This window comes from Amycolatopsis tucumanensis, from assembly GCF_021654135.1.
Lineage (GTDB): Bacteria > Actinomycetota > Actinomycetes > Mycobacteriales > Pseudonocardiaceae > Amycolatopsis_E > Amycolatopsis_E tucumanensis.
The window spans coordinates 114,759-129,816 of sequence record NZ_JAKGSD010000016.1; the positions used below are offsets into that span (position 1 = coordinate 114,759).

Below are 15,058 nucleotides of genomic sequence, written 5' to 3' on the forward strand. Positions count from 1 at the left end.
TGAAGTATCCATCGAATTGTCGAACGGAGACGATGCATGGGTGAGTATCAGGCGGTCCTTGAGCGCAGCCGGCGCGACCCCAGCGGCTTCTGGCTTGAGGCCGCGGAGGCCATCAGCTGGCACCGTCCGCCCACAACCGCGCTGGATGCGGAGCGGGCGCCATTCTATGGCTGGTTCCCCGACGGGGAGCTCAACACCTCTTACAACGCGCTGGACCGGCACGTGGAGGCTGGCCGGGGCGGCCTGGCCGCGCTCGTTTACGACTCACCGGTGACGGGGTCGAGCCGTACCTACACCTATGCCGATCTGCGGGACGAGGTCGCCCGGTGCGCCGGTGCCTTGGCCGGCCTCGGCGTGGTCAAGGGCGACCGTGTCGTCATCTACATGCCGATGGTGCCGGAGGCAGTGATCGCCATGCTCGCCTGTGCCCGGCTCGGCGCGGTCCACTCCGTGGTGTTCGGCGGGTTCGCGCCCAAGGAGCTGGCCATCCGGATCGACGACTCCGAACCGAAGATCGTTGTCACCGCGTCCTGCGGCATCGAGCCGCACCGGCTCGTGGAATACAAACCAATCATCGACGAGGCGCTACGCACGACCCGTCACCAGCCGCATAGCGTCGTGGTGCTGCAGCGCGAGCAGTCCCGCGCGCAGCTCACGCCCCGCGACCGCGACTGGCTGGAGCTGATGGCCGCAGCCGAGCCGGCAGACCCCGTGCCGGTGGCCTCCTGTGACCCGCTCTACATCCTCTACACCTCCGGCACGACCGGGCAGCCCAAGGGCGTGGTCCGCGACAACGGCGGTCACGCGGTCGCCCTGGCCTGGTCGATGCGCCACGTCTACGACATCCGTGCGGGGGACGTGTGGTGGGCCGCCTCCGACATCGGTTGGGTCGTCGGCCACTCCTACATCGTGTACGCACCGCTACTGGTCGGGGCCACCACAGTGCTCTACGAGGGTAAACCGGTCGGGACGCCCGACGCTGGTGCGTTCTGGCGCGTGATCGCCGAGCACCGGGTGGAGGCGCTCTTCACCGCGCCGACGGCGCTACGCGTGATCAAGCGGGAGGACCCGTACGGTGAGCTACTGGCGGGCCACGACCTCTCGCGCTTCACCACGCTGTTCGTGGCTGGAGAGCGGCTCGACCCCGAGACCCTGCGCTGGGCCAACGACCTGCTGGACGTGCCCGTGCTCGACCACTGGTGGCAGACCGAGACCGGATGGGCCATCGCGGCGAACCTGCGCGGAATCGAGCCGATGCCGGTGAAGGCCGGCTCCGCGACGGTGCCGGTGCCGGGCTTCGACGTCCACATCGTCGACGAGGGCGGTGAGCCCGTCCCGACCGGAACCGAGGGCGCGATCGTGATCCGCCTGCCGCTGCCGCCGGGCGCGCTGCTGACGCTGTGGAACGACGACGAACGCTACATCGACTCGTACCTGAGCACTTACCCAGGCAGCTACATCACCGGGGACTCGGGCTACCTTGACGAGGACGGCTACCTGTTCGTCATGGGGCGGATGGACGACGTCATCAACGTCGCCGGTCACCGGCTCTCTACCGGCGCCATGGAGGAGGTGCTCGCCGCCCACCATGCGGTAGCCGAGTGCGCCGTGATCGGCGTGCCCGATAGCCTCAAGGGACAGGTCCCGCGCGGCTTGGTCGTGCTCAAAGCCGGTGTTCGGATCGAGGAGGGCGTGCTGCGCGACGAGCTGGTCGCCTCCGTGCGCCGTGAGATCGGACCGGTTGCGGCGTTCCGCGACGTAGCCGTCGTTGAGGCCCTGCCCAAGACCCGCTCGGGCAAGATCCTGCGCCGCACGATGCGGGGCATCGCTGCCGGGAACGACGAGGCACTGCCGGCGACAATCGACGACCCTTCGGCGCTGGACGCCGTGGCCGCCGTCCTGCGGGCGACGCCCTGAGCCGGGGTGCTCGACGGTGGGCGTCCTAGCCGGGAGAGCCCTGCACGGGCCGTTGCTGGAGCACGAGGAGAAGCGCAGCTCCCTGGCCGAGACACCGACCCAGATGCACGTCCACCCCAAATACCATCGGCTCGACCAAGCCGGTCGGCTGCTCGGCGCCACCTGACGGAACCCCGAACGCAGAGCGGAGGTGCAGATCGGTCTGAGACTTCCACGTCCTGCGCCAGGACGGGATTGTCGCCGCCTGGTCACCTCATCCGCATCGCCCCAAGCGGCGCGAGCGACCCGGAGGGACCCCGAGGGTGTCCTCGGGAGCCGCTCGGCCGCCGCGAAGTGTCTCGTTACGCGACAATCCGATGCGCAGTGACGTAGGTAACATCGCGTAAGCGCGGGTGGCACCCGGCGGCCGAGCCGTCGACCGCACTACCGCACTCCCCCGACTGGACACTGGAGTCTGGAGGCTGGAGGCCGAGGGATGAATGACTGGCTGCGCACCGCCAGCAGGGCGCGCGACGACGTCTTCTCCAACGCGCTGGATGCACAGGTCGGCGCGGCGGTGGACCTGCGGCCCACTGTGTACGAGTCATGGCGCCGCTCGCGCTTGCAGGGCCTGGCGCCCGAGGCCGTCTCTCCGATGCCGCTGGCCGAGGTGGAGTTCGACGGCTATCTGGCGCGTACGGTCACCCGGATCGTCGAGAAGCGCGCCGCCGCGCTCGACCAGAGTGCCTGTGCACTGGTGCTCACCGACCGTGAGGGCCGACTGCTGCGGCGCTGGGTGCGCGACGCCGAGATGGCCGCCGGCCTGGATGCCAAGGGCGTGGCGGCCGGGTTCATGATGGACGAGTCCACGGTTGGCACGACCGGGCTGGTCACGTTGCTCACCGGCAGCCCGGAACTGATTCGGGGTCCAGAGCACTTCTCGGAGTTGTTCAAGCAGTACAGCTGCGCCAGCGCCCCGATCTTCCACCCGGTGCGCCGGGTCCTGCTGGGCAGTGTCTCGCTCATCTGCCGCGTCGCCGACACCACCCCGCTCATGCTCTCGTGGGTCACGGAGCTGGTGATGGCCGTCCAGGAGGCGCTCTTGCTCCGCGCCTCGCAGCGCGAGCAACGGCTCTTCGACGCCTACACGACCTTCAACCGCGACGTACGCCACCCGATCATCGCCATCGACGTCACGACCATCATCACCAACGCGGCGGCGGCCCGCCTGCTCGGCGGCGTCGACCAGACCCTGCTGTGGGAGCACGCACGACGCAGCCTGCGCGAAGGCGACCGCGGCCCGAGCAGCCTGAGCCTGCCCGACGGTCAGGTGCTCAAGGTGGACTGCCGCCCACTGGCCCATGACGACGCCGATGCCGGCGCCATCCTGATCCTGCGCAGGGACCCGACAGCCCGTGCGCACCGGCCTGCGACCGAGCTCGCGCAGGGCTCCTCCGGATTCGCCGCTGAGGCCTCCGCGGCCGCGGGGAGACTTGGGCCTGCCCCCGTCGGTCTGCCCGTTGCCGACGCCCCGGCCGCGTTGCCGGGTCTGGTCGGGCGCAGCGAGAAGTGGCGTGCGCTGTGCCGCCGGGCGGCGTCCTTGCGCAACGGTCCCGAGGCTGTGCTCGTGCTGGGCGAGCCCGGCACGGGCCGACTGGCGGTGGCTCGGGCGCTGCAGGACCTGCCGGATGTCCGCGTCGTCGACGCCGTCGAGGCCGTCGCACTCGGCGACGACGGCTGGTGCGGCCTGTTGGCCTCCCAGCTCGGGGACCCCGACACCGCTCTGGTCGTACGCCACGCCGACTTGCTCTCGCCCTCGGCTGCGCTTGCGACCCTGGCTGCGGTACGGCGCACGCCGCCGACCCGAGTGCTGGCGACCGCCCGCAGCGGTGCCGGTGAGCAGGCCGTCCACAACCCGCTGCTCGACTCCTTCGAGTCGGTCCTCGAGGTGCCGCCGCTGCGCGAGCGCCTCGACGACTTCCCTGTTCTGCTGGCCCGCTTCTCCGCGGAGGCGGCGCGCGGCGGACTGCCCGCCACGTGGTCCCCGGAGGCGGTGCAGGCACTGACCCGGCTCGACTGGCCGGGCAACCTGGCCTCACTGCGGGCGTTGGTGCGCCGTACGGTCACTGGCCGCTCCGCCGGCCGGATCGGCACCGCCGACCTCCCACCGGAGTACGTCGCGCGCGCCGCGCGACGCCAACTGGCCGCGCTGGAACAGATCGAGGCGCAGACGATCGTTCGGGCCGTGCGAGAGGCGGGGGGCAACAAGCACCAGGCGGCATTGACGCTCGGCATCGCGCGCTCCACGTTGTACCGCAAGATCCGCGCGCTGGGTCTGGATCTCTCGGCCAGCACCTACTGATCCGACAAGTGCAGTTGTCCGCCGGCCAACTGCGCGGCTGCGGCAGCGGATTCCTGTGCCATAGCTGCCCGGTCGCGTGTCAAGCCGGCAGCAGGCGGCCCGTTCGATTGACGCTGTGCCCACTATTCAACGGGGGGATATCCGGCCAAGCCGGAATATCCCAATGCGACTGTTCTCCGATATCGCCGGATCGCGCGCTGACTAGCGATTCAAGAAGGCCGAGAGCACAGTGTTGAAGCGCTCGGGGTGCTCGAACTGCGTCCAGTGGCCGCACTGGCCGAAGACGTGCAGTTCGGCGCGCCCGATGAGCTCCAGGAGTCGGACAGCCGAGCTCAGCGGGATTACGCCGTCCTCGCGACCATGAATCACGAGCGTCTCATGTGGCAGCGTGGCGATGCGTTCCTCCGGCACCGCCAGGCGATCCAGCACCTCCTGGTGGGGGTGTGGGAACATCTGCTCGTACGCCTCCTGCCGACCCGGACGGGTGGACGCCTCGAATCGCAGCCGCACCAGGTCGTCGGTGACGAGTGAGGTGTCGTAGGCGAGCAGGTCGACCAGGTCGCGCATGGCCTCGAAGGATGGCCGGTAGCCCCACACTTTCCTCAGGCTCGGCGTGACGGGGAGCGATAGTCCGGCACTGCCCATGAGGGCGAGCCTGTCGACACGGTCGGGGTGCTCGGTGGCCAGGCGGAGGGCCAGCGCGCCGCCGAAGCTGTTTCCCACGACGCTGACCCGGTCCAGCCCGAGGGCGTCGAGCAGCGCGACGAGGTGCTCGACCCAGCGCGACGGGGTGTAGACCCCGTCGGCGGGACGTTGCGTGTCACCGAAGCCCGGGATGTCGGGGGCCACGACGCGCAGGCTGCTCGCCAGGGCGGAGATCGTGGGGCGCCAGGTGCCCCACGCCGTGGCCCCGGGCCCAGACCCGTGCAGCAGCAGGACGGTGCCCGCCACCGGCCGAACGTGCGCGACGTCGTGCACGTTCGTCGCTATCCCGCCGGCGTCGACCGTTGTTCCGATCTCAGGGTTGCTGGCGTCGCTGCCGGTCATCGGGTTCCTCTCGTGCGGCTCGCGCGGTTGGCGGACGGAGCCCTCAGGTCGCGGTCCAGCCGCCGTCGAGGACATAGGAGGCGCCGTTTATCGAGTCGGTGCCAGGGCCGCACAGGAAGCCAACGAGACCGGCGACCTCTTCGGGTTCGATCAGCCGCTTTACGGGTGTCCGAGCCAGCAGCACGTCGGATACGACCTGGTCCTCGGCCACCCCGTGGCGCGATGCCTGATCGGCGATCTGGCCCTCGACCAGGGGCGTACGCACGTACCCCGGTGCGACAGTATTGCTGGTGACCCCGCGCTCGGCACCCTCGACCGCGAGGACTTTCGACAGACCCTCGAGGCCGTGCTTAGCGCTGACGTATGCCGACTTGAAGGCGGACGCTCGATGGCCGTGGGCGGACGTCACGTGCACCAGCCGGCCCCAGCGCCGCTCGTACATCCCCGGTAGGACGGCGCGTGCGAGCAGGAAGGGGGCGTGCAGCATGAGCCGGTGGATCAGCTCGAAGCGCGCGGGTTCGAACTCCTCCACCGGAGCAACGTGCTGAATGCCGGCGCAGTTGATCAGGATGTCGACAGCGCGGTCCCGCAGGCCGAGCGCCTCGATCGCTGCGGGATCGCTGAGGTCGACGGCAAGCGCTTCGCCGCCGACCTCTTCGGCCGCGCGCTCGGCGCCCGCCCGGTCGAGGTCCAGCGCGATGACATGGGCTCCGTCAGCGGCCAGCCGCTCGGCGATGGCCCGGCCAAGGCCGCTGGCCGCGCCCGTGACGGCGGCGACGCGGCCCTCGAGTGCGGGGGTGTCCTGGAGCGTTGCCATGGCCGAAAGCGTATGGAGAAAGTCAGAGATCGGTTGTCGCACTTCGCTACAGCTGCCGTGGCGGCTCCCACTGCCGTCTCGGAATGCGGCAACCGGCAGCGCGATCATCGTGGCAGGCCTGCCCGGGTCGTGTGCCGGATACCTGACGCCGCGAATCGCGCGACCGCTACTCGTGGATCCCGTCCAAGTGTGCTCTACGCCGGCCGGCGAACTGGGCGTACCAGGCGACGAGCCCGGGGTCGTCGACACTGGCCGGGTCCAGAACGGATTCCGCGTCCTCTCCCCGGAACATCCGCTTGAGCGGCACTTCCAGCTTCTTCCCCGTTCGCGTGTGCGGGATGCCCGGAACAGCGATGATCTCGTCCGGCACGTGGCGCGGCGAGGTCCGGGTGCGGATGGTGGCCCGAATCTCGTCGATCAGCTGCTGGTCGAGCCGGCAGCCCTCGGCGAGCCGGACGAACATGGGCATGTAGTAGCCACCGTTGCCCTCCTCGATCCCGATGACGAGCGCCTCGGCCACCTGCGGAAGGGACTCGACCGGATCTGTGATGTCCGCGCTGCCCATGCGGATGCCGTGACGGTTGAGGGTCGCGTCCGACCGCCCGTGGATCACGACAGAACCGCGGCCGGTGATCGTCACCCAGTCACCGTGCCGCCAGACTCCCGGGAAGTGCTCGAAATAGGTGGCGCGAAAGCGGCGCTTGCCGTGGTCGTCCCAGAAACCGAGCGGCATCGACGGCATCGGAGCACGCACCACGAGCTCGCCGACCTCGTCCCGGACCGGCCGGCCCCGGTCGTCGTAGCAGTCGAGCGCCACGCCCAGGCATGGCGCGGAAAGCTCGCCTGCCCGCGCCGGGACGTTGGGGGCGGGGCCGGCGAAGGCGGTGCACACATCGGTTCCCCCGCTCATCGAGGCGATCTGCACGTGCGGCCCCAACTGGGAGGACAGCCAGCTCTGCAAGTCCGCGGGGAACGTCGAGCCAGTGACGCCGACCGTGGTGAGCGAACCGAATCGCCTGCCGGCTGGTCCGGTGTCGTTCCTCCGGCAGGCGGCCAGGTACGCAGGGCTGGTGCCGAGCAGGGTGAGGTCGAGTTGTTCGGCCAGCCGCCACAGCGTCCCGGTGTCCGGGTGGCCGGGATTGCCTTCGAAACACACGATGGTCGTGCCGAGCAGCAACGTGCCGACGAGGAAGTTCCACATCATCCAGCTCGGCGTGGTGTGCCAGAAGACCCGGTCCCCCGCACGCAGGTTCAGGTGCAGGCCACCGATCTTGCACGACTCGATGGTCACCCCGCCGTGGCCGTGGACGATCCCCTTGGGGCGCCCGGTCGTCCCGGACGAGAACAGCACCCACAGCGGATGGTCGAACGACACGGGGACGGGTTCGAAGGGCGCGTCTTCCGTTCGGGCAGCGGAGTCCCACGCGAGCGTGCCCACCTGCCCGTCGAGCGTGATCGTCGCCCGCAGCGATGGCAACGAGGCACGCAGCTTTTCGACGTCGGCATTGCGGTCGATCAACCGGCCCGCGTTCACGTATGTCGTGCCCGCGATCAGCACAGCCGGATCGAGCTGGCCCAGCCGGGCCACGGCCGCGTCGGCAGCGTAGTCGAGACCGCACAGACTCCACACGGCGCCGAGGCTGGCGGTCGCCAGTAGAGCGACGACCGCCTCCACGCCGTTGGGCAGATAACCCACGACGCGATCACCGCGCGTGACGCCGAGCTCCCGTAGCGTCGCGGCAACCGACGCCACCTGCCGCCTCAGCTCTCCCCACGTCAGCTCGACGGGAACGAACCGCTCGTCGACTGTCACGACCGCGACGGCGTCGGCCTCTCGCCGCTGGAGAACCTCGGACGCGAAATTGAGCTCCACGCCAGGGAACCAGGCGACGTCCGGCATGCGATCCCCGACGAGAACCGGCCCGTCGACAGGCCGCTCCGGCAGGCCGAAGTAGTCCCACACGAGCGCCCAGAACTCCTGTGGGGCCTCGACCGACCACTTCCACAGGCTCCGGTAGTCCTCGTCGAGCGGCAGACCGGTCCGTGACCCGGCCGCCCGCGCGAACTCGGTGATGCGCGCCTTGTCGGCTCCGCTCGTGGTCGGGACCCAGCCGGGTTCTTTGATCGCCACTGACGCCTTGCTCCTTCTAGTCATCTGTCTCGAGGTGGACCACGGGCAGTGATTCCAAGCCACGAATCACGTTGTTCAGGTGCCGTGTCGCCTCCCCGACGTGGATGCGTCGTACCCGCGCGGCGAGCGCACGCAGTATTGCGTGTGCTTCGATCTTCGCGAGCGCCTGTCCCGCACAGGTGTGCGTGCCGTAGCCGAACGCCAGGTGGTCAACGGGATTGCGCTGGATGTCGAAACTGTCGGGGTCCGGGTACTGGCGTTCATCGCGGTTTCCGGATCCGTAGAGCAGCACGACCTGTGCGCCGGACGGGATGTGCGTGTCGTCGACGGTCACGTCCCGCGTGATCTTCCGGGCGAACGCTTGGACGGGTGCATCATAGCGAAGGACTTCGTTGAATGCGCTGGGAATGAAGTCGGGATTCGCGCGGAGGGCGTCCCATTGATCCGGGTGGGTCGCGAAGAGCTGTATCGAATTGGCGATGGCGTTGATCGTGGTGTCCATGCCGGCCGTGGTGTATGCGGCGAGCAACGGAACGCACGAGTCGTGGCCGATCTGTCCGGCGTCGGCCGCGTCGAAGATCGCACGGCCCATGCTGCCGGGTTTCAGGTCCTCGGCGCGCAACGTGCCGAGCCACGCGAACATCTCCTGGATGACTCCGAGGCCCTTCTCGGTGCGCTCGTTCATGGGACCGAAGACCGTGAACGTGCCGTCCGCCCAGCGGAGCATGTCGTCACGCGCCCGCTCGGGGAGTCCGATGAGATCGAACACCACCGACAGCGGCAACGCCGCCGCGAGGTCGGTCACGGCGTCGAACTCGCCACGCGTGACCAGTGCGTCCACGAGTTTGCCGGCGCTCGCTTCGATGTCGTCCTTGACCTTCCGCAGGGCGCGGGGCGCCAGCTGCTCGGAGAGCACAGAACGGAGCGTGTCGTGCTGCGGCGGGTCGGTACCGAGCACCGTGCCGACGAGGAAGCCGTTCACCACGTCGTTCAGTCCGACGGCGGCGTCCGAGGAGAACGTTTCCCAGTCACGCAGCGCGGCGCGGATGTGTTCGTACCGCGGCAATGCCCACGCGTCGATCTTGTCGAGGTACACGGCGGCGCCCGACGCACGCAACGTGGCGTAGGCGGGGTAGGGATCCGTGAGGATCGTGTCCGAGAACAGATCGATTTCGGTGTGCGGGACGGGAGCGATCGTCATTGGTCTCTCCAAGGTTGGTTGTCAGGACGCGCGGGACAGGGCCCGTAATTTGCCGATGGGGACTCGGGTGTTCACCGCGGCGGCCGTTGTGGCGGAGCGCTCGTCCCGCCACTGCAGGAGCAGCTCCGAAGTGCCGGGTGTGCCGTCGAGAATGTCCGGTGTGCCCGCCGCCGGCAGCTTCCCGCAGACCTTGATGGTCAGACCGAACTGTTCGGTCCAGAAATATCCTGCGGGATTCAACGGCGGTGCCGCGTCTCGGTGCAGGAGGGCGGCCGCCGCGGTACGCGCTTGCTCGAGGGCACTGTTCCACAGTGGAGTGCGCCGGTATCCATCGTCGGCGGGGAAAGCGGCGACATCACCCGCGGCGACGATGTTCTCGCGGACACGTCCCCGCGCATCCACCTGAACGCCACCTCTGGCGGGGAGGCCGGTACCGGCGAGCCACTCGACGTTCGGTGTGCAGCCGACAGCGCTGAGAATGATGTCACCTTCGAACTGACGCCCGTCGCCGAGTTCGACGATCGGTGACGTCACGCCCCGGAGCCGGATCGAGGGGTGACACACGAACCGGACGCCGGCTCGCCGGGCGGCCGCCGCGACGAGGTCGGCGAGGTACTCCCCCAGCTGTGCGAGCAGTGGCGGCTGCCGGTCGACGATCGTTACCTCGGCACCGTGATCGACACACGCGGACGCGAGCTCCATTCCGAGTATGCCCGCGCCGACGATCACGACCCGGCAGTGTCCCCGCAGCTCGCGGGCCAGCCACAGCGCGTCATCGAGGTCGCGGAAGGTCGTTTCCCGGGCGCCGGGTTCGGCGGCACCGAGATCGGCGAGCCGCCGAGCGCGCGCGCCGGTCGTGATCGCGAGCCCATCGAACGCGAGGTCGTCGCCGTCGTCGAGCACCAGCCGGCGCGCCTGCAGATCCGCCGCGACCACCCGGGTGTTCAGGCGCTGGTCGATGTCACCGCCCAACGGTTGCAGCGCGATGTCGCCGGGTTCCTCGGTGCCCGCGAGAACACCTTTCGACAGGGCGGGACGGCTGTATGCGGCATGCGGCTCGGCCCCGAGCAGGGTGATGCGCCCGTCGTAACCGTTGCGGCGCAGGGTGTCGGCGACGACCGCGCCGGCCAGCGACGCACCGACGACCGCGATGTGGCGTAGCCGGGTCGCACTAGCTGTCATCGCGGATGCTGAGTGCGGCGACGGGGCAGACACGCGCGGCGGAGGAAGCATCCGGCGCGTGCTCCGGCCGTAGCTCTTCGACATCCAGGACGAGTTCTCCTTCGTCGTCGAGGTGCATCAGCTGCGGGGCCGTTTCGGCGCAGATGCCGTAACCTTCGCAGCGTCGCCGATCCACGCTGATCTTCATCGTTGCCCTCTCAGTTCCGTCACCGTCTCGCCGATCCAGTCGCAGATGTAGTCCCGGACCACGGGCAGGTTGTCGATGCTGCAGTGCTCGACGCCTCCCTCGCGGTCGGTGAAGATCTTCAGCTCGCGCTTGGGAGAGTTGACGAGGTCGTGGAAAAGGTCGTTGGCGTAGTGGACCGGGATCTGCCGGTCGTTTTCGCCGTGGACGACGAGGAAGGGCACGGTGACCCGGTCCATGATGCCGCGCAGCGTGATCTTCGGTGCCAGAGCGAGAAACTCGTCCAAGTCGTGACAGCCCCACACCCACTTCACGTGTTCCCAGTAGTGCGGGACCGGCCGGTCGCCCTGGTTTTCCAGTCGCCGCAGCTGCACCTGACCCCAGTCGTAGTTGGATCCCCACGCGACACCGAACCGGATACGCGGTTCGAACGCGGTCGCCCGGGGGCCGTAGTAGCCCCCGAGCGACCAGGCGAGCATGCCGACCATGTCCTCGTCGACATCCGGGCGGGTGGCGAGGTAGTCGATGCACGCCGCCGCCCACTGCTCGGTCTCGGGAACGGCCGTCAGGCCGCGCAAGCGCAGCGCCTCGCCGGCTCCGGGCGTGTCGACCATGAGGGTGGCGATGCCACGGCGACGCAACTCCTCCGCGGTGCCGCTGCCGTACAGCTGTTCCTTCGTGCTGTCCAGGCCGTTGAAGAACAGCACGCACGGAACCGGGTCCGGGGTGTCCGGGCGGACCAGGATGCCCGGCAGGCTGGCGCCACCGTAGGGGATCTCGACCCGTTCGGCGGGCTGTTCGGTCAGCTCCAGGTAGCGGGCGAAGGAGTCCAATGCGTTGCGGTAGGCGACCTTGCGGGGCTCGAAGGAATGCGCCTGCATGCGTTCGGCTGTCTGGTAGTACACGGCGGCTCGTCCGTACTTCTGTCCCGCGCTGCGCCGCCTGCCGCGTTTTTCATCCTCTTCGGCCAATTCGACGAGGTTGTCGGCCACAGCGGACCAGGAACGGAAGAACGCCTGTGTCGCCTCGTCGTCGTCAGTGGCCAGGTCGTGCAGCGGGCGGCAGGCGCGGTCCACCTCACCGATCAGACCGCCGACGGCCAGAGCGATCCCGACGGAGAGGTTCCACACGTACTTGTCCGGGAACGGTTCGAACACTGCGTGCCTTTCATCTGTCACTTGATCGCCACCGCGCTCACCGGGGCACCGGAGCCACCGGTGATCGGCAAGGGCGAGGCCACGAACATGAACTCGTACACGCCGTCCTCGGCGCAGTCCGCGGCGAGCTCGTCGAGGTCGAACATCTCCCCGAAAGCGATGCCGCCGTGCACGAGCGAAACGATGTGCAGGGGTTGGAAGTACCCGACCTCGTTGGGCCGTACCTCCACGCCCCAGGTGTCGGTGGCGACGGCCGCGATGTCGTGCTCACGCAGCCAGGGCGCCGTGTGCAGTGACAGCCCTGGCGCCGGGCCACCGGCGTAGTCACCCCAGTGGCCCCGGCGCGCGGCCATGAACCCGGTGCGCACGAGGAGGGCGTCTCCCGGGCGCACGGTGAGGTCGTGCGCCGCGAACACCTCCTCGATCGCATCGGGTGTGATCGCCTCGCCCGGCTCCAGCGATTCGACTCCCCGGTGGGCAGGCAGATCCACCAGCACCCCGCGCATCACGACGCGGCCGGTGTAGTTCTCGATGCCGTTGGCCGCGGCGCCGCCGCTGGTGACCTGTCCGGCCGAGCGCCCGTTCCACATCTTGCCTTCCCAGAAGATGTGCGACAGCGAGTCCCATTGGGTGCCGCACTGCGTCGGCATGACGAGCACGTCGTCGGAGAACCCGAAGCCCTTCGCCGGGCCGAACCCGCCCGGCAGCTGATCCTGCGCTCCCGACACATGATCGGTACCGGTAGCGGTGACCAGCAGCTGCGGGTTGTTGCGGAAACCGCCGGGTTGTGGCCCGGCCTGGTCGTACGGCAGGGTCAGCGAGATCGGAATCCCCTTGCGCACCAGCGCTGCGGCGCGGCGGACCTCCTCGGGGCCGACCAGGTTGAGCGCACCGAGCTGATCATCAGGTCCCCAGCGACCCCAGTTCGAGCACTTGTCGATGTACTGGTGCAACAGGCGTGTGTCATCGTCGGCATATTCGGTACCCATCGGAATTCCTTCGATCAGAACGGGCCGGCCAGTCGCTCGAACGCCTCGCCCATGACGCGCGAGTGGTCGGCCCCTGGCGTGTCGGGGTGGGTCTGCCAGTGGCTCAGCAGGGACGCGGTCTCGACCACGTACTTGCAGCGGTCGAAGCGGCGCGTGCAGTAGTCGCGCAAAGCGTCGTCGACCGTCGCCGCGGCGGCCAGTTCCTCACCGAGCACGACCGCGTCCTCCAGGCACATCGCCGCTCCAGCGGCGAGGTGCGGTGTCGTGCAGTGCGCCGAATCGCCGAGGAGAACCGTGCGGCCCCGGAACCACGGGTCAGGCACGAGGACGGTCTCGAACCTCGTGTAGTGGATCTGGTCCGCGTCTTTGATGGCGTCCCGGATTTCCGCCACCACACCACCGAACGGCGCGATCCGTGCCCGGACGACGTCGACCATCTCCTCCTTCTCCGGCCGGTAGCCGTCGTCGATCGGGAACAGGCAGTACATGTACATCCGGTCCGGCGCGGTGGGCGTGAATCCCACCGCGACATCGCCGGCCGGGTGGAACTGCACTTCCGCGGTCACCTCGGCCGGCCGGGGCAGCACCACCCGGAAGATGCCTTGCCCCAGGGGTTGCGGGGTCAGCGGCTCGAAGAGCAGCTCGCGGATGGTGGACCTGATGCCATCGGCACCGATGACCAGGTCGTAGTGGCCGCGCTCGCCGTTGTCGAAGGTGACGTCGGCCGCGGTCCGGTGCTGTTCGATGTGGACCGGCGCGACGCCGGTGCGCACGACTGTGCCTTCTTTCGTCGCGTGGTCGATCAGGATCGTGTGCAGGGTCGGGCGCATCATGCCCAGCAGACCCGGCTGGTCGGTGCCGACCGGCGACGGCAGCGGGAACCGTTCGGCCAAGGTGCCGTCGACCTCGTAGATCTCGAAGTCGGTGACGCCGTACCCCTGGTCGACGCAGTCCGCGTAGACACCGAGCCGGTCGAGTGCGCGCAGCGCTGGTGCGATCAACGTGATACCGCTGCCGAGCGCTTCGACCCGGGGCTGCCGTTCGACCAGATCGACCTCGATGCCCTGGCGCGACAACACCATTGCCGTCGCCAGCCCGCTGATTCCACCGCCGACGATGAGAGCTTTCGTCATGACAGTCATCCGTTCCTGTTTTACAGCGGTGCTGGGGTCCACAGCCCCTGGTCGGGGGAGTTGTGCATGGCCGGGATCATCGGTTCGAAGGGGCCACCGGTGCCCCACTGGTCGGCGACCTCCGGGGCCGCGGAGAACGTGCGCGGTTCCCAGGCCTCGTCGTCGTCGATCCGCTCGAGCTCGGTGGTGTATTCCACGACATTGCCGACGGGGTCGGTGAAATAGGAGAAGGTGTTGTCTCCCGCACTGTGCCTGCCCGGTCCCCAGACGGGATCGCGGCCCTGACGGATGAGCCGCCCTGTCCCGCGCATGAACTCGTCGAGACCGCGCATCTCGAAGGACACGTGGTTCAACGAGGTGTGCGGGCCCTGAGCGATCGCGAGAATGTGGTGATCGGACCGGACTCGCATGAAACACATCTTGTCTTCCAGCCAGTCCGACAAGCGGAAACCCAGATGCGTCTCGTAGAACCGCTTGGTCGCCGCGACATCGGGCGAGTTGACGACCACGTGACTGAGCTTCTGCGGGACCGATTCCCGAGGCTCCAGCGCCCGCCACGGACGTTGTGCGACGTCGCTGGAGACCTCGATGAGGCGGCCGTCCGGGTCGAAGAACCGGAACCCGTAACCGCCACCGGGCGTGCCGAGCTTGTCGGGCTCCCACACCAGGGTGATGCCGGCCGACCCCAGCCGCTGCGCCAACTCGTCCACAGCGGACGCGCTCTCCGCGGCGAACGCGATCAGGTCCACGCGCTTCGCGGAGTCCTTGCGGACGCGCACGATGTAGGCCTCGGGATTGGCAGGGGTTCCGAAGAACACCACATCGGAGTCCTCGTCGACGATCTCCAGACCCCATGCGGAACGGTAAAATTCGACTGTTTCCCGGAAATCCGGGACGCCGAGCCCCACGTGGCGAACGTGGGTCAGCGGTGACTTCGCTGCCTGAGTCATTGATGTTCT

At 68.7% G+C, this 15,058-nt stretch carries 12 protein-coding genes; 2 read left to right on the forward strand and 10 right to left on the reverse strand.

Annotated elements, in window-relative coordinates:
* Nucleotides 1-36 precede the first annotated feature (36 nt).
* Both L2C96_RS18040 and L2C96_RS18045 read left to right on the forward strand, forming a co-directional pair.
* Nucleotides 37-1,917: a propionyl-CoA synthetase gene (locus tag L2C96_RS18040; RefSeq protein WP_237337061.1), complete on the forward strand. Its 1,881-nt coding sequence runs from the start codon at nt 37-39 to the stop codon at nt 1,915-1,917.
* 475 nt (nt 1,918-2,392) lie between these two features.
* On the forward strand, nt 2,393-4,258 hold the full coding sequence (locus tag L2C96_RS18045; RefSeq protein ID WP_237337062.1) for a sigma-54-dependent Fis family transcriptional regulator: 1,866 nt from the start codon (nt 2,393-2,395) through the stop codon (nt 4,256-4,258).
* Between the two features lie 201 nt (nt 4,259-4,459).
* On the opposite strand, the gene L2C96_RS18050 is transcribed toward L2C96_RS18045, so the two are convergent.
* The 10 genes from L2C96_RS18050 to L2C96_RS18095 form a co-directional block, all read right to left on the reverse strand.
* On the reverse strand, nt 4,460-5,305 hold the full coding sequence (locus tag L2C96_RS18050; RefSeq protein WP_237337063.1) for an alpha/beta fold hydrolase: 846 nt from the start codon (nt 5,303-5,305) through the stop codon (nt 4,460-4,462).
* Nucleotides 5,306-5,348: 43 nt separating this feature from the next.
* Nucleotides 5,349-6,122, reverse strand: a complete 774-nt coding sequence (locus tag L2C96_RS18055; protein ID WP_237337064.1) for a 3-hydroxybutyrate dehydrogenase — start codon at nt 6,120-6,122, stop codon at nt 5,349-5,351.
* 166 nt (nt 6,123-6,288) lie between these two features.
* Nucleotides 6,289-8,316: an acetoacetate--CoA ligase gene (locus L2C96_RS18060; RefSeq protein WP_237337065.1), complete on the reverse strand. Its 2,028-nt coding sequence runs from the start codon at nt 8,314-8,316 to the stop codon at nt 6,289-6,291.
* The gene (locus L2C96_RS18065; protein WP_237337066.1) at nt 8,270-9,454 is read right to left on the reverse strand and encodes a cytochrome P450; all 1,185 of its coding nucleotides are present in this window, start codon (nt 9,452-9,454) and stop codon (nt 8,270-8,272) included. Before L2C96_RS18065 ends, L2C96_RS18060 begins: the two co-directional genes overlap by 47 nt.
* 21 nt (nt 9,455-9,475) lie before the next feature.
* Nucleotides 9,476-10,636, reverse strand: a complete 1,161-nt coding sequence (locus L2C96_RS18070; protein ID WP_237337067.1) for an NAD(P)/FAD-dependent oxidoreductase — start codon at nt 10,634-10,636, stop codon at nt 9,476-9,478.
* Complete coding sequence (locus L2C96_RS18075; RefSeq protein WP_237337068.1) at nt 10,626-10,823, reverse strand: ferredoxin; 198 nt, start codon at nt 10,821-10,823, stop codon at nt 10,626-10,628. Before L2C96_RS18075 ends, L2C96_RS18070 begins: the two co-directional genes overlap by 11 nt.
* Entirely contained in the window at nt 10,820-11,977 is a 1,158-nt protein-coding gene (locus L2C96_RS18080) for an alpha/beta hydrolase family protein (RefSeq protein ID WP_237337069.1), read from the reverse strand. The genes L2C96_RS18075 and L2C96_RS18080 overlap by 4 nt, the downstream gene beginning before the upstream one ends.
* Before the next feature lie 17 nt (nt 11,978-11,994).
* Nucleotides 11,995-12,966: a cyclase family protein gene (locus L2C96_RS18085; RefSeq protein ID WP_237337070.1), complete on the reverse strand. Its 972-nt coding sequence runs from the start codon at nt 12,964-12,966 to the stop codon at nt 11,995-11,997.
* Between the two features lie 14 nt (nt 12,967-12,980).
* Nucleotides 12,981-14,099 carry an FAD-dependent oxidoreductase gene (locus L2C96_RS18090; RefSeq protein ID WP_237337071.1) on the reverse strand — a complete coding sequence of 373 codons (1,119 nt, stop codon included), beginning with the start codon at nt 14,097-14,099 and terminating at the stop codon, nt 12,981-12,983.
* A gap of 20 nt (nt 14,100-14,119) precedes the next feature.
* Nucleotides 14,120-15,049: a VOC family protein gene (locus L2C96_RS18095; protein ID WP_237337072.1), complete on the reverse strand. Its 930-nt coding sequence runs from the start codon at nt 15,047-15,049 to the stop codon at nt 14,120-14,122.
* Nucleotides 15,050-15,058 lie beyond the last annotated feature (9 nt).

Excerpts from the sequence above, each read along its gene's own strand:
- L2C96_RS18085 (WP_237337070.1), bottom strand. The coding sequence starts at position 12,966 with ATGGGTACCGAATATGCCGACGATGACACACGCCTGTTGCACCAGTAC.
- L2C96_RS18065 (WP_237337066.1), bottom strand. The coding sequence starts at position 9,454 with ATGACGATCGCTCCCGTCCCGCACACCGAAATCGATCTGTTCTCGGAC.
- L2C96_RS18090 (WP_237337071.1), bottom strand. The coding sequence starts at position 14,099 with ATGACGAAAGCTCTCATCGTCGGCGGTGGAATCAGCGGGCTGGCGACG.
- L2C96_RS18075 (WP_237337068.1), bottom strand. The coding sequence starts at position 10,823 with ATGAAGATCAGCGTGGATCGGCGACGCTGCGAAGGTTACGGCATCTGC.
- L2C96_RS18095 (WP_237337072.1), bottom strand. The coding sequence starts at position 15,049 with ATGACTCAGGCAGCGAAGTCACCGCTGACCCACGTTCGCCACGTGGGG.
- L2C96_RS18070 (WP_237337067.1), bottom strand. The coding sequence starts at position 10,636 with ATGACAGCTAGTGCGACCCGGCTACGCCACATCGCGGTCGTCGGTGCG.
- L2C96_RS18050 (WP_237337063.1), bottom strand. The coding sequence starts at position 5,305 with ATGACCGGCAGCGACGCCAGCAACCCTGAGATCGGAACAACGGTCGAC.
- L2C96_RS18045 (WP_237337062.1), top strand. The coding sequence starts at position 2,393 with ATGAATGACTGGCTGCGCACCGCCAGCAGGGCGCGCGACGACGTCTTC.
- L2C96_RS18040 (WP_237337061.1), top strand. The coding sequence starts at position 37 with ATGGGTGAGTATCAGGCGGTCCTTGAGCGCAGCCGGCGCGACCCCAGC.
- L2C96_RS18055 (WP_237337064.1), bottom strand. The coding sequence starts at position 6,122 with ATGGCAACGCTCCAGGACACCCCCGCACTCGAGGGCCGCGTCGCCGCC.